The organism is Burkholderia sp. YHN3-13, from assembly GCF_055810675.1.
This window is the reverse complement of sequence record NZ_JBVVNQ010000004.1, coordinates 451,191-464,110: the sequence shown is the minus strand read 5'-3', so window position 1 is coordinate 464,110 and position 12,920 is coordinate 451,191. Positions and strand designations below refer to the sequence as shown.

Here is a 12,920-nt window from a genome sequence, read left to right as displayed (position 1 = left end):
TGCAGGACCGTAACGAAACCGTCTGAGGAAACCGTGAAATCCGTCATCGTCACCATCGCCGCCGTCGCCGCTACCGCCACCGCTCTGCTCGCCGCGCCGGCCGTGTCGTACGCGCAGTCGTCTCACTCGACGCTCACGCGCGCCCAGGTCCGCCAGGAGCTGTTCGACCTCGAATCGGTCGGCTACGTGCCGATTGCCGCCGACGGTGACAACTATCCGGGCGACATCGTCGCCGCGCAGGAACGCCTGGCCGCCAAGCGCCTCGCCGAACGCGAGCACGCCGAGGCGGCCTACGGATCGAACGGCGCACCGGCTACGGAAGCGGGCACGCCGGCGGTGGCGACCGTGAAGCCGTAACGCGCGCGGCCGGTTGCGTCGGGACAGAACGCCGCCGGGCCGCTCGCCGCGCGTCCGGCTAAAATACCGGCCTGCCGCGCCTCCCGCCGCGGCCGGAGAACCTTCATCATGACCGCACGTCGCGGTGCCGCGGTCGTCATCGCACCCGGCCACGAAGCAGCCAGCCTGTCGAAAGCCCAGAAAACGTTCAATACGCTCGTCAAGCAGATCGAGCAGCGGCGCGAGCGGCTCGGCGCGTGGGACGCCGTGATGCCGGCGTTCCAGAAGAAATTCGTCGACGGGCTGCTGCCGCTCGAACAGGCGTCGACCACATTGCGGATCCGCTTGCTCAATCTGCTCGACGACGCGTTCCTGCAGAAGGGCTTGAGCAAGGCCGAGCAGCGCACGCTGTCCGCGCTGATCGCCGACATGGCGCGCAACCTGCTCGACTTCAGCGACGACGCGCAGTTGAAAATCATCTACAACCGGCACGCCAAATCGGACGACGACCGCCCGGCGGCCGATCGCGCACCGGCGAAGCAGCATGCGGAGCCGACTCCCGACGTGGCGCCGGCGGACGATCTCGACATGCTGTCGCCCGACGAACTCGCCGAGCGCATGCAAGCCGAGCTGGACGAACAGTTCGAGCGCGACATGGCCGCCCACGAGGCCCGCGAGGCACAGCGCGCCAAACGCAGGAAAGCACCCCGGCAATCGGCCGCGGCGGCGAGGCGCGAAGCCGAGCAGGCCGAATCGAGCAAGTCGATCCGCGAGGTCTATCGCAAGCTCGCGAGCGCGCTGCACCCCGATCGCGAAACCGATCCGCAGGAGCAGGCACGCAAGACCGTGCTGATGCAGCGGGTCAACCACGCGTATGCAAAAGGCAACCTGCTGCAATTGCTGGAACTGCAGCTGGAGATCGAACAGATCGACCGGCGCGCGATCGACGGCCTGAGCGAAGACCGGCTGACCCGCTACAACGGCATCCTGGAGGAGCAGATTCGCGAGCTGGATCAGGAGATCCGGCACGTCGAGAACGACTTCCGGCGAACTTACGGGATCGCGCCATCGGTCAAGCTGGCGCCCGATACCGTGATGCGCACGCTCACGCGCGACATCGCCGCGATGCAGCGCAGCAACCACGACCTGACCGTGACGCTGCGCGAGTTCGACGATCCGGAAAACGTCCGCGACTGGCTGAAGGACATGAAGCGCCGGCCGGCTTCGTCGCGCTTCGACGACGATTCTTTCTAGGCGCGTCGCCGAGCAACCCGCCGTTGCCGAGCATCAACGCGACGGAACCTTCCCGACGACCGGCTGCGATGCGAATGCGGTTTCGACATACGCGAGGAAGTCGGAGGCGGGCCGTGTCAGCTGCAGCCCCGGTGGCGTGAGCCGGTACAGTTGAAGCGGCGGCGGTGACATCGGCAGCGGCAACGGCGTCAGCTTCTGGCCGAAAACGGTCTCGGCGAGCGAGTGCCGGGTCCACGAAAAGACGGCGTCGGTGGTCAAGAGCAGGCTGTAGAACAGCGCATACGACGTACAGCGGGTGACGCAGTGTGGCGGCGGCAGCCCCGCCCGCTCGTGCAGATCGCGGATGTACGCGGGAAAGCTCTCGCTCGCGTCGGCGTGGATCCACTCCGCTTCGCGCAGCGCATCGAGCGACGTCGCGCCGGCAAAACGTCCGTTCTCGCGCGTGACGAACACGGTGTCGAAGGCGCGAATCGCCTTCACGTCGGCCGATTCGGCGAGCGGGCCCGTGACGGCCGCAAACGCGAGGTCGAGTGTCCGGTTGCGCAACTGCTCGGCGAGCTGGGTAAACGTCAGCTCGCGCAGTTCGCACTCGACGTGCGGCCAGTGACGGCGAAACGTCGCATACGCATCCGCGAAGCCCGTCACCGCGACGATCGGCGTGAAGCCGATCACGAGCCGGCCGTCGCGCAAGCCCTTCATGTGCGCCATGTCCTCGCGCGCCCGTTCGAGCTCGCGGACCACCGCCTGCGCACGCCCGAGCAGCGCGTCGCCTTCCGGCGTCGGCACGACGCCCCACGGCATGCGCTCGAGCAGCGGCACGCCGAACTCGTTCTCCATCTCCTGGATCGCCTTGCTGACCGCCGGCTGGGTCACGTGCAGCGCGGCTGCGGCGCCCTTGATGCTGCCGGCCGTCGCCACGGCGACGAGTGCGCGCAATTGATGGGTTTTCATGATGTGGAATGTATCACCGGAAGTTATTTATATCAAAATTGGTGAGTTTTTTGAGCGGGTGGGTCTCCCTATGCTTGGCCGTGACGGTCGCGAGGCGGCCGATCTCATGGAGCTCATCAATGACGCAGGACCTTGCTCACGTGCTCGCGGCCATTCGCGAGTCCGAGTCCCGATTCATCGCGATCCGGCGCGACATCCACGCCCATCCCGAACTCGGCTTCGCCGAAACCCGCACCGCGCGGCTCGTCGCCGAACGGCTGGCCGAATGGGGCTATGACGTGACGACCGGTGTCGGCGGGACCGGCGTCGTCGGCCGGTTGCGGCGCGGCGCATCGGCGCGCACGCTCGGCCTGCGCGCCGACATGGACGCGCTGCCGATCCAGGAGGCGACAGGGCTGCCGTATGCGAGCACCGTCGAGCGCACGATGCACGCGTGCGGGCACGACGGCCATACGGCGATCCTGCTCGCCGCGGCGCACTATCTCGCCCGCCAGGGGCGTTTCGACGGCACGCTGAACCTGATCTTCCAGCCGGCCGAGGAAGGGCTCGGCGGCGCGAAGCGGATGATCGACGACGGTCTGTTCGAGCGATTCCCGTGCGAGCGAGTGTATGCGCTGCACAACGCGCCGGGCGTGCCGGTCGGTCATTTCGCGCTGCGCTACGGCCCGATGATGGCGTCGTCCGATTCGGTGACGATCACGCTGACCGGCAATGGCGGCCACGGGGCGATGCCGCAGCTCGCGAGCGATCCGATCGTCGCGGGCGCATACATCGTCACCGCGCTGCAGTCGATCGTCTCCCGCAACATCGACCCGGCGAAGCCGGCGGTCGTGACCGTCGGCACGTTTCACGCAGGCACCGCGCCGAACGTGATTCCGCAAAGCGCAACGCTGCAGTTGTCGGTGCGCGCACTCGACGCGGCCACGCGCAATGAAATCGAGGCGCGAATCCACCGGATCGTCGACACGCATGCGCAAGCGTACGGCATGACCGCGCAGGTCGACTACCAGTCGATCTCGCGCGTCGTCGACAACAACCCTGCCGCGTCGGATCTCGCGGTGGAGACCATCGCGGCGCTGGCCGGCGACGGCGCGCTCACGCTCCTGCCCGACGGCGTGATGGGCAGCGAGGATTTCTCGTGGATGACCGAATGCGTGCCGGGTTGCTACGTGCTGCTCGGCAACGGCGTCGATTCGCAAGGCGGCTGTTCGGTGCACAACCCCGGTTACGACTTCAACGACACCGCGCTGAGTTGGGGCGCGGCCTATCTCGCCGGGGTCGCCGAGCGCTACCTGAAGGTCATCTGACGAGCGCGTGCGGGGAAAGGCGACGTATCCGCTGCCATCACGATAAGGAATCCAAATGAAAAAACGAATTGCACTGAGCGCCGCCTGCCTTGCACTCGGCGCAGGCCACGCGCGTGCCGTGCCGTACCAGGACACGCTGCTCGCCGCCGTCCCCGAGTACAACGGCCGCATGGCGGAAGGCGTCGCACTGTACGGCTCGGTGGACATGGGGATCAATTACCAGACGGTCGGCGGCCGCTCGTTGTGGCAGACGCAGAGCGGCGGTGAGTGGACGTCGAAGTTCGGCCTGTTCGGCCGCGAGAACCTCGGCGGCGGCTGGCGCGCCGAGTTCAATCTCGAGAGCGGATTTCTCGCCAACAGCGGTGCGCAGCAGGACCCGCAATCGACCTACAACCGGCAATCCTGGGTCGGCCTGTCGTCGGACAGCTACGGCCGGCTGCGTTTCGGCAAGCAGATCGGAACGGCACTGCCGCTGTTCATCGACGTGTTCGGCACGGTGGGCACGAACTCGGTCTATACGTGGCTCGGTGCGGCGGCGGTGCAAACGAGCCGTGGCGTCGGCTACAACTCGGACCTCGGCCCGGGCGCGACACAGTTGCCGGCGCGCATCGACAACGCGATCACATACCGCACGCCGATCGTCGCCGGCACCACGTCGCTGATGCTGATGCTCGCCCCGAGCAACGTGGCCGGACGCGCACCGGCCGCCTCCGCACAAGGGGTGCTGCTGCAGTGGTACAACGGCACCACCTATCTGGCGGCGAGCTACAACCAGGCCTGGGGCGTCAATGGCGCGAGCACCGTGCGCAACGACCTGTACGGATTCGGCGTCGTCCACGACACCGGGCGGCTCGTGCTGTCCGCGTCCTTCAACCAGTACGCGCCGAAGCTGGCCGGCGACGGTATCGCGCGCGTCTACACGGTCGGCACGATCGTGCCGTTCGGGGTCAATGCGATCCGCGCGTCGGTCGTCTACCGCGACACGTCGGGCGTGCGCGACGCAACCGGCCGGCCGGCGAAGGACTCGGCGCTCGGCGTGATGCTCGGCTACGACTACCTGCTGTCGAAGCGCACCGGCCTCTATGCCCGCGCCGGTTTCATCCGCAACTACGGGATCTCGACCGTCCTGCTGAACGGGAATCCGTTGCCGACCGAGCCCGGCAGCACCGCGCCGCGCACCGGGACGACGCCGGTCACGATGTCGCTCGGCATGTATCACAACTTCTGACCAGGGCCGCTCTTCGATGAACACACTGAATCGCACGGCCGCCCTCCCGGCGGATGCCGGACAGCGCCCGATGCGCCGCACGATCGTCGCGGCCGCACTCGGCAACGGGCTCGAATTTTTCGATTTCACCGTCTACAGTTTTTTCGCGGCACTGATCGGCAAGCTGTTCTTTCCCGCCTCGAGCGACACGGGCGCGTTGATGCTGTCGCTCGCGACGTTCGGCGTCGGCTTCGTCGCGCGGCCGCTCGGCAGTGTCGCGATCGGCGCGTATGCGGATCGCGTCGGGCGCAAGCCGGCGCTCGTGCTGACCGTCGCGTTGATGGCGCTCGGCACCGGGCTGATCGGTTTCGCGCCGACCTACGCGCAGATCGGCATCGCGGCGCCGTTGCTGATCGTCGTCGGGCGTCTGCTGCAGGGTTTCTCGGCCGGCGGCGAAGTGGGCGCGGCGACGACGTTGCTGATGGAATCGGGCGGCACCCGCCGGCGCGGCGAACTCGTGAGCTGGCAGATGGCGAGCCAGGGCGGAGCGGCACTCGTCGGCGCACTCGTCGCGCTGACGCTGTCACGCACGCTGTCGCCCGTCGCGCTGCATGCGTGGGGCTGGCGTGTGCCGTTCATGCTCGGCCTGCTGATCGGGCCGGTTGGATTCTACCTGCGGCGTCACCTCGATGACACGCTGCCGCACGCGACATCCGGTGTCATGCGCGAGCGCGTGCGCATTCCATGGCGGTTGATCGCGGCTGGCACGTTGCTCGTGATCGGCGGCACGTCGACGATGTACACGATCGTGTTCTTCCTGCCGTCGTTCCTGACGTTGACGACGGGTATGCCGGCATCGGTATCGCTGCTGTCGGGCTGCACGGCCGGCGTCGTGCTGCTGGCCGGCTCGCCGTTCGCGGGACGGCTCGCGGACCGGCTCCGCCGCCGCAAGCCGCTGGTGCGCAGCGTCTGCGTCGTGTCGGCCCTGCTCGTCCTACCGGCCTTTTACGCGATGCACGCGTGGCCGTCGGTGACGACCGCCATCGTCGTCGTCGCCCTTCTGATCGGCCTGATGACGCTGTCGAGTCCGGCCTGTTTCGTGATGATCCTCGAGGCACTGCGCCCCGAAGTGCGCGCGACGTCGCTCGGGATGATCTATGCGCTCGGCGTCACGATCTTCGGCGGCTTTGCGCAACTGATCGTCGGCATGATGTGGCGTGCGACCGGCAGCTTCTATGCGCCTGCCTGGTATGTGATGGCCTGCTGCGCAGCCAGTCTTGCCGGCCTCGCGTTGTTCACGGAGGAAACCGGTGGCGACGGCACACGCGGGTAAGCGGTTCGGCGTAGGCGCCGCGACGCATCGGAGAGGCGCCGCCGGTCGAATCGTCGTGCTACGGGATGAGCCGCAGCTTCGGCCATGAAGCCGAGCATGACGACACGTCGAGGGCGATGCCGAGTGGCCGTTGCTGCCCGGCTGCGTCACCGCACGTCGCCGATTCCGCCCATCAGCGTCATCAGTTGCTCGCGCAGCCACTGGCTGCCCTGGTCCTGATCCGCGCTGCGGTGCCAGTAGCAGAAGTAGTCGAGCCCCGGCATCTCGAACGGCAGTTCGAGGATGCGCGCCGGATAGCGCTGCAGCAGCCGCAGCGGCGCGGTGAGCGCGAGGTCGCCGCGCATCGCGATCAGCGGCGCGACCATGTAGTGCTGCACGCGCATCTGGATGTTGCGGCGCAGCCCGAGGCGCGTCAGTTCCGCATCGACGTGCCCGCTGCCCTTGCGGCGGCTCGACACGTGGATGTGCCCCATCGACAGGTAGTCGTCCATGGTGAGCGTGTCGCCCCTGAACGGATGATCGTCGCGGATCATGCACGCGTAGCGGTCACGCACGAGCAACGCCTGGTGCAGATGCGGATCGCCGATCAGCGGCGCGTCGATCGCGATGTCGACCGAGCCGTTCGCGAGCGCGGTCGCGACTTCGCGGCGATCCATCGTGTAGCTGCGCACGTGCATGCCGGGCGCATGCGTCTGCAGCAGCTCGCCGAGCGCGGGCAGCAGCAGCGCTTCGGTCAGGTCGCTCATGCTGAGCCGGAACACGCGCTCCGAAGACGCCGGATCGAACACGTCGCCTTCGTGCGCGCTCGAATCGAGCAGTTGCAGCGCCTCGCGCACGCGGCCGACGATGTTCTCGGCCATCGGCGTCGGCATCATCCCGGCCGGCGTGCTGACGAACAGCGGATCGTTCAGCGTCTTGCGCAGCCGCGCCAGCGCATTGCTGACGGCCGGCTGCGTGAGGTTCAGCACCTCGGCCGCGCGCGTCAGGTTGCGCTTGTTGTAGATCGCCTCGAATACGACGAACAGGTTCAGATCAATCTTCGTCAAGCGCATCGCCGGATCTCCTTGCCGGCATCTTACGGCGCGCGCCGCTCGTTCGTCCATGTCGCCCGGCCGATCGTGCCGCCGCTCAGCCGCGTGGCGGCGGCGTCAGGTAAGGCGCCGTCGAACCGGGCTCGCCGTCCTTGATCTCTATCCGCGCGATCGCCTGCAGGTGCACCTCGTCCGGGCCGTCGGCGAAGCGCAGCGCGCGGCCCCACGTCCACAGGTCGGCGAGCGGCGTATCGGGGCTCAACCCCGCCGCGCCGAACACCTGCATCGCGCGGTCGCACACGTCCGTATAAACCGTCGGCACGAGCGCCTTGATCATCGAGATTTCCTTGCGCGCGGCCTTCGCGCCGACCTTGTCGATCATCCATGCGGCCTTCAGTACCAGCAGGCGCGCCTGATCGATCTCGATGCGCGAGCGTGCGATCCATTCGCCGACCGTGCCATGCCGGTTCAACGGCTTGCCGAACGCGACACGCGACTGCGCGCGGTCGACCATCAGCTCCAGCGCCAGTTCGGCCGCGCCGATCGAGCGCATGCAGTGGTGGATGCGCCCCGGCCCGAGGCGCGCCTGCGCGAGCGCGAAGCCGCTGCCTTCCTCGCCGAGCAGGTTGCGCGCCGGCACGCGCACGTTGTCGAACGTGATCTCGCAGTGCCCTTCCGGCGCGTAGTGGTTGACCACCGTGATGTTGCGCACGACCGTCACGCCCGGCGTGTCGCGCGGCACGAGAATCATGCTCTGCTGCCGGTGCGACTCGGCGTCGGGATCGGTCTTGCCCATCACGATGAAGATCTTGCAGTTCGGATGCGCGGCGTTCGTGATGAACCACTTGCGGCCGTTGATCAGGTATTCGTCGCCCACGCGCTCGATGCGCGTCGTGATGTTGGTCGCATCCGACGACGCCACGTCCGGCTCCGTCATCGCGAACGCCGAGCGGATCTCGCCGCGCAGCAGCGGCAGCAGCCACTGTTCGCGCTGCTCGGGCGTCGCGAACATGTGCAGCAGCTCCATGTTGCCGGTGTCCGGCGCGTTGCAGTTGAACACTTCCGACGCCCAGCCCACGCGCCCCATGATCTCGGCGAGCGGCGCGTATTCGAGGTTCGTCAGGCCCGTGCCGGGCTCGTCGTCCTTCAGGTGCGGCAGGAACAGGTTCCACAGCCCTTCCGCCTTCGCACGCTCCTTCAGTTCCTCCATGAACGACACCGGATACCGGCCCGCGTGCACTTCCTCATTCCACTGGCGGATGCGCGGCACGATATGCGCGTCCATGAACGCGCTCACGCGTTCGCGCAGCGCCTCCACTTTCGGGGTATAGCCAAACTCCATGATCGACTCCTCGAGATTGTCGTGTTCCGTTCGGTCAGAAGGCCGAGACACCGCCGTCGACGGCGACGGCCTGCCCGGTCAGATAAGTGTTTTCCTTTGCGCACAGCGTCAGCATCGTCGCGACGATTTCGTCGGGCCGGCCGAGCCGCTTCATCGGCGAGCCCTGCGCGAGGAAGTCCTGGCGCTCGCCGATATCGCTGTCGGTGACCATCGGCGTCGTGCTGTAGAACGGGCACACCGCGTTCACGCGGATGCCGTGGCGCGCGTATTCGAGCGCGGCCGTTTTCGTCAGCCCGACCACCGCATGCTTCGACGCCGCGTACGCGGCGAGCTTCGGCGCGCCGCCGAGCCCGGCCATCGACGCGACGTTCAGGATCACGCCTTCGCGCTGCGCGAGCATCTGGCGGATCTGATGCTTCATCCCGAAGAACACGCCCTTCGCGTTCACCGCGAAGCTCAGGTCGAGATCGGCTTCGTCGGTATCGATCAGCGCCTTCAGCGGCGGCGCGATGCCCGCGTTGTTGATGCCGACGTCGAGCCGCCCGAAGCGCGCGGCGGCCTCATGCACCAGCGAAGCCACCTCCGCTTCGACGCGCACGTCGCAACGCTGCGCGATCACGTCGGCACCGGCCGCGCGCAGCGGCGCGGCCACGCGTTCGAGCGCGTCGCCGTTCAGGTCGCCGAGCGCGAGCCGCGCGCCCATCGCGGCGAGTTCGCTCGCGAGCAACGCACCGAAGCCGCTCGCGGCGCCGGTGATCATCACGGCCTGCCCGGCGTAGCTGTCGATTTTCATCGCGCGCTCAGATCGTCAGGCCGCCGTCGACGACGATGCATTCGCCGTTCGTGTAGCTCGCCGCATCCGACACGAGGTACAGCACGGTGCCGGCCATCTCGCGCGGCTCCGCGTGGCGCTTCAGCGGGATCTTCGCCTTCCACGTCTCGTAGATGTCCTTGTCGGCGAACAGCGCGCCCGCGAACTTCGTCTTCGTGAGCCCCGGCAGCAGCGCGTTCACGCGGATGCCGAGCGGCCCGCATTCCTTCGCGAACGCCTTCGTCATGTTGACGACGGCCGCCTTCGTGATCGAGTAGATGCCCTGCCGGTCGCCCGGCTGCAGTGCGTTGACCGACGCCGTGTTGACGATCGCGCCGCCGCCGTGTTCCTTCATCAGCTTGCCGGCCTCGACCGACATGAAGAAGTAGCCGCGGATGTTCACGTCGACGGTCTTCTCGTACGCGGCGAGATCGGTATCGAGGATATGCCCGAAATACGGGTTCGCGGCCGCGTTGTTCACGAGGATGTCGAGCCGCCCGTGCTTGCCGCGAATGGTCTCGAACGTCGCGGCGATATCCTCCAGGCGCCCGACGTGACACGCCAGCGCCTCCGCGCGGCCGCCCGCCGCGACGATCGCGTCGGCCACGGCCTGGCAGTCGTCGAGCTTGCGGCTCGACACGATCACGTGCGCGCCCTGCTCCGCGAGCAGCTTCGCGATTTCCTCGCCGATGCCGCGGCTTGCGCCCGTCACCAGTGCGATCTTGCCCGTCAGGTCGAACAGGTTCGTTGCCATGTTGCTGTGCTCCTCCATTGATTGGATTGTCGTGTCGCCGCCCGGCGACCCTGGCGCGCTCAGCGATGCGCGTCGATCACGCCGACCGCCAGTTCGGCGAGCCGGCCGGCCATTTCGCCGACACGCAGCGCCTGCTCGCTCGATGCGTTGCCCTGCAGCGCGCGCGCCTTCACGCCCTGCGCGATCGCCGCGAGCCGGAAGAAACTGAACGCGAGGTAGAAGTGCCAGTCGCGAATCGGCGCGATGCCGCGCAGCTCGCAATAGCGCGCGACGATCGCCGCTTCGTCGGGAATCCCGAGCGCCGCGCGATCCTGGCCCGCGAGCCCGCGCACCTGCCCGCCGGACGGCAGCCGCAGGCACATGCAGAAATACGCGAGATCGGCGAGCGGGTTGCCGAGCGTCGACAGTTCCCAGTCGAGCACGGCCTGCACGCGATAACCGTCATGCGCGAACATCAGGTTGTCGATCCGGAAATCGCCGTGCACCAGCGCCGGCCGGCCGGTATCCTCGGGGCACGCGTTCGGCAGCCAGTCGATCAGCGTCTCCATCGCGTCGAGGCGCCCCGTTTCGGCTGCGCGATACTGCTTCGTCCACACGCCGATCTGGCGCTCGAAGTAGTTGCCGGGGCGGCCGTAGTCGGCCAGGCCCACCGCGTCGACATCGACGTCGTGCAGTGCGGCCATCGTCCGCAGCAGCGCGTCGTAGCACGTCGCGCGATCGGCACGCGGCAGTTCCGGCAGCGCGGGATCCCAGAAGATCCGGCCGTCCTCGAAACTCATCACGTAGAACAGGCTGCCGATCACGTCGCGGTCCTCGCAGAGGTGATACGGGCGCGCGACCGGCACCGCGGTGCCCGACAGCGCGGTCAGCACGCGGAATTCGCGGTCGACCGCGTGCGCGGACTTCAGCAGTTCGCCCGGCGGCTGGCGGCGCAATACATAGCGGCCGCTCTTCGCGTTCAGCAGGAAAGTCGGATTCGACTGGCCGCCGGCAAACTTCTCCGTGTCGACCGGGCCTTCGAAGCCCGGCACGTGCGTTTCCAGATAGCGCGTCAGGCGGGCTACGTCGAGTTGCTGGGAAGGGTTCGTCATCGTCGCGATCGTTCGTGGGTCAGCCGTAGGTTCGCCACGCGTGCCGTTCGGGATCCTCCAGATGCGGGATGCCGTTGAACGACGCGAGGTGGAACGCATCGGCATTGAAGAAAAACTGCGAAAGACTGCTGTTGCGGATCTGCAGGTTCAACGCGATCGCGCTCGACGGCGGTGCCGCGAGCACCTGCTGGACGGTCACCGCGATCGGGCCGCCGGAACTCACCGCGAGCACGCGCTGACCGCCGCCCTCGCGGATCGCGGCGCGTGCGTCGGCGACGCGCTGCTGGAAATGCGACCAGGTTTCGGGGGCCGCGTCGCCGAGCTTGTCCTCGGTCCACAGCTGCAGCACCTGCCGGAGCGCGCGGAAGTGCTCCTTCATCGAGCCGGCGGCCAGCCGCGCGACGTCCGGATAGTCGCTCGCGGCCGCCGCGAACAGCCCGTGGAAGTCGTATTCGTTCAGGCCGGGATGGCGGTCGACCGGCACGCCCTCGCGGCCCATCCCGCGCAGGATCGCGTCGACCGTCTGCGCGTGGCGGGTCATCGTGCCGCGGATCACGCGATCGAACGTCAGGCCCTGCCGCGCGAAGTATTCGCCGAGCCACGCGCCCTGCTGCTCGCCGGCAGCGGAAAGCCGGTCGTAGTCGTCGGTGCCGAATGATGCCTGCCCGTGCCGTACCAGAAAGAGTTCAGCCATCGCATGCCCGCCTGAGTGAAGGATTCAGCATAGCCAGCGGGGCAGCATTTTTGAAATTTATTTGTTGAATGAACCGACATTCATGACGGAAATACACTTGCCCTCGCGGGTGGCCCCGGGTTTGTCCGACTTATACTGCCCGATCCGCCCCCTTCACAGGAGTCCAGACCATGTCGCATTCCCCGCCCAACGACCTGCCTCGCTATCGCTTGCTGACGGGCAAGGACGACGCCACGTTTTGCCACCGTGTATCGGATGCACTGGCGCTCGGCTATCGCCTGTACGGATCGCCCGCCGCCACCTTCAACGGCGATCACGTCGTCGTCGCCCAGGCGCTGCTCTGGGCGGACGCCACCGACACGGACGCCGGCGCGTAATCCCGGCCGCCCGCCGCGCATCGTCCGATGCGGCAGCGGCGCCCACGGACGCATCGGCCCCGGCGGCGCGGTACGCAAATTGCGACAGCACCGTGTCGAATAAATTCTGGAGGGATGCGATGCTCGGTACGATCCTCATCATCGTTCTGATTCTGCTGCTCATCGGCGCATTTCCTGCATGGCCGCACAGCCGAAGCTGGGGTTACTGGCCATCGGGCTCGGTCGGGCTCATCGTCGTCATCGTCGTCGTGCTGGTGCTGCTGGGTCGGATTTGACGCACAAACGCGCGTGCCCGTTGCATGAGCACGCGCGTTCCAGTCCCGGCGCCAGGACTTCCGTCGTGACTTCTTTACACACGCGAGCAAACCGTAGCAGCACACGCGGTGCCGTCCGTCACGCTTGCACGCTCGCCCACCTGTTCCGGGCGCGTTG

General features: G+C 67.5%; 14 protein-coding genes. 7 read left to right on the top strand and 7 right to left on the bottom strand.

All coding sequences use genetic code 11. From position 1 onward, the window contains the following. Positions 1 to 33 precede the first annotated feature (33 nt). Together AC0KUR_RS13595 and AC0KUR_RS13590 are read left to right on the top strand one after the other, a co-directional pair. Entirely contained in the window at positions 34 to 357 is a 324-nt protein-coding gene (locus AC0KUR_RS13595; protein WP_034189693.1) for a DUF4148 domain-containing protein, read from the top strand. A gap of 108 nt (positions 358 to 465) precedes the next feature. After that, on the top strand, positions 466 to 1,590 hold the full coding sequence (locus AC0KUR_RS13590; protein WP_124609179.1) for a J domain-containing protein: 1,125 nt from the start codon (positions 466 to 468) through the stop codon (positions 1,588 to 1,590). Positions 1,591 to 1,623: 33 nt separating this feature from the next. Here AC0KUR_RS13590 and AC0KUR_RS13585 read toward each other — a convergent pair whose 3' ends face one another. Continuing rightward, the gene (locus AC0KUR_RS13585) at positions 1,624 to 2,541 is read right to left on the bottom strand and encodes a LysR family transcriptional regulator (protein ID WP_034189695.1); all 918 of its coding nucleotides are present in this window, start codon (positions 2,539 to 2,541) and stop codon (positions 1,624 to 1,626) included. A gap of 119 nt (positions 2,542 to 2,660) precedes the next feature. Here AC0KUR_RS13585 and AC0KUR_RS13580 point away from each other — a divergent pair, with 119 nt between their 5' ends. The 3 genes from AC0KUR_RS13580 to AC0KUR_RS13570 are packed head-to-tail and all read left to right on the top strand — an operon-like array spanning position 2,661 to position 6,388. Next, entirely contained in the window at positions 2,661 to 3,848 is a 1,188-nt protein-coding gene (locus AC0KUR_RS13580; protein WP_124609180.1) for a M20 aminoacylase family protein, read from the top strand. 55 nt (positions 3,849 to 3,903) lie between these two features. Beyond that, positions 3,904 to 5,076, top strand: coding sequence for a porin (locus AC0KUR_RS13575; RefSeq protein ID WP_049032063.1), 1,173 nt, complete (start codon positions 3,904 to 3,906; stop codon positions 5,074 to 5,076). Positions 5,077 to 5,092: 16 nt separating this feature from the next. Then, positions 5,093 to 6,388, top strand: coding sequence for an MFS transporter (locus AC0KUR_RS13570; RefSeq protein ID WP_473376015.1), 1,296 nt, complete (start codon positions 5,093 to 5,095; stop codon positions 6,386 to 6,388). Positions 6,389 to 6,534: 146 nt separating this feature from the next. Here AC0KUR_RS13570 and AC0KUR_RS13565 read toward each other — a convergent pair whose 3' ends face one another. The 6 genes from AC0KUR_RS13565 to AC0KUR_RS13540 all read right to left on the bottom strand — a co-directional run bounded on the left by AC0KUR_RS13565 (position 6,535) and on the right by AC0KUR_RS13540 (position 12,111). After that, positions 6,535 to 7,440: a LysR family transcriptional regulator gene (locus AC0KUR_RS13565; RefSeq protein ID WP_034189699.1), complete on the bottom strand. Its 906-nt coding sequence runs from the start codon at positions 7,438 to 7,440 to the stop codon at positions 6,535 to 6,537. Between the two features lie 76 nt (positions 7,441 to 7,516). Continuing rightward, positions 7,517 to 8,761: an acyl-CoA dehydrogenase family protein gene (locus AC0KUR_RS13560; RefSeq protein ID WP_473376014.1), complete on the bottom strand. Its 1,245-nt coding sequence runs from the start codon at positions 8,759 to 8,761 to the stop codon at positions 7,517 to 7,519. A gap of 34 nt (positions 8,762 to 8,795) precedes the next feature. Further along, positions 8,796 to 9,554, bottom strand: a complete 759-nt coding sequence (locus tag AC0KUR_RS13555) for an SDR family NAD(P)-dependent oxidoreductase (RefSeq protein ID WP_124670711.1) — start codon at positions 9,552 to 9,554, stop codon at positions 8,796 to 8,798. Positions 9,555 to 9,561: 7 nt separating this feature from the next. Continuing rightward, positions 9,562 to 10,326: an SDR family oxidoreductase gene (locus AC0KUR_RS13550; RefSeq protein WP_034189702.1), complete on the bottom strand. Its 765-nt coding sequence runs from the start codon at positions 10,324 to 10,326 to the stop codon at positions 9,562 to 9,564. Between the two features lie 59 nt (positions 10,327 to 10,385). Then, positions 10,386 to 11,417: a phosphotransferase gene (locus tag AC0KUR_RS13545; RefSeq protein ID WP_049032068.1), complete on the bottom strand. Its 1,032-nt coding sequence runs from the start codon at positions 11,415 to 11,417 to the stop codon at positions 10,386 to 10,388. 19 nt (positions 11,418 to 11,436) lie between these two features. Further along, on the bottom strand, positions 11,437 to 12,111 hold the full coding sequence (locus AC0KUR_RS13540; protein WP_034189704.1) for a histidine phosphatase family protein: 675 nt from the start codon (positions 12,109 to 12,111) through the stop codon (positions 11,437 to 11,439). Between the two features lie 170 nt (positions 12,112 to 12,281). Between AC0KUR_RS13540 and AC0KUR_RS13535 the strand changes: the two genes are divergently transcribed. Together AC0KUR_RS13535 and AC0KUR_RS13530 are read left to right on the top strand one after the other, a co-directional pair. Beyond that, on the top strand, positions 12,282 to 12,488 hold the full coding sequence (locus AC0KUR_RS13535; protein ID WP_175027232.1) for a DUF1737 domain-containing protein: 207 nt from the start codon (positions 12,282 to 12,284) through the stop codon (positions 12,486 to 12,488). 119 nt (positions 12,489 to 12,607) lie between these two features. Next, on the top strand, positions 12,608 to 12,763 hold the full coding sequence (locus tag AC0KUR_RS13530) for a DUF3309 family protein (RefSeq protein WP_034189706.1): 156 nt from the start codon (positions 12,608 to 12,610) through the stop codon (positions 12,761 to 12,763). Positions 12,764 to 12,920: the final 157 nt, after the last annotated feature.

Excerpts from the sequence above, each read along its gene's own strand:
- AC0KUR_RS13560 (WP_473376014.1), bottom strand. The coding sequence starts at position 8,761 with ATGGAGTTTGGCTATACCCCGAAAGTGGAGGCGCTGCGCGAACGCGTG.
- AC0KUR_RS13580 (WP_124609180.1), top strand. The coding sequence starts at position 2,661 with ATGACGCAGGACCTTGCTCACGTGCTCGCGGCCATTCGCGAGTCCGAG.
- AC0KUR_RS13590 (WP_124609179.1), top strand. The coding sequence starts at position 466 with ATGACCGCACGTCGCGGTGCCGCGGTCGTCATCGCACCCGGCCACGAA.
- AC0KUR_RS13550 (WP_034189702.1), bottom strand. The coding sequence starts at position 10,326 with ATGGCAACGAACCTGTTCGACCTGACGGGCAAGATCGCACTGGTGACG.
- AC0KUR_RS13565 (WP_034189699.1), bottom strand. The coding sequence starts at position 7,440 with ATGCGCTTGACGAAGATTGATCTGAACCTGTTCGTCGTATTCGAGGCG.
- AC0KUR_RS13540 (WP_034189704.1), bottom strand. The coding sequence starts at position 12,111 with ATGGCTGAACTCTTTCTGGTACGGCACGGGCAGGCATCATTCGGCACC.
- AC0KUR_RS13555 (WP_124670711.1), bottom strand. The coding sequence starts at position 9,554 with ATGAAAATCGACAGCTACGCCGGGCAGGCCGTGATGATCACCGGCGCC.
- AC0KUR_RS13535 (WP_175027232.1), top strand. The coding sequence starts at position 12,282 with ATGTCGCATTCCCCGCCCAACGACCTGCCTCGCTATCGCTTGCTGACG.
- AC0KUR_RS13575 (WP_049032063.1), top strand. The coding sequence starts at position 3,904 with ATGAAAAAACGAATTGCACTGAGCGCCGCCTGCCTTGCACTCGGCGCA.
- AC0KUR_RS13530 (WP_034189706.1), top strand. The coding sequence starts at position 12,608 with ATGCTCGGTACGATCCTCATCATCGTTCTGATTCTGCTGCTCATCGGC.
- AC0KUR_RS13545 (WP_049032068.1), bottom strand. The coding sequence starts at position 11,417 with ATGACGAACCCTTCCCAGCAACTCGACGTAGCCCGCCTGACGCGCTAT.
- AC0KUR_RS13570 (WP_473376015.1), top strand. The coding sequence starts at position 5,093 with ATGAACACACTGAATCGCACGGCCGCCCTCCCGGCGGATGCCGGACAG.
- AC0KUR_RS13585 (WP_034189695.1), bottom strand. The coding sequence starts at position 2,541 with ATGAAAACCCATCAATTGCGCGCACTCGTCGCCGTGGCGACGGCCGGC.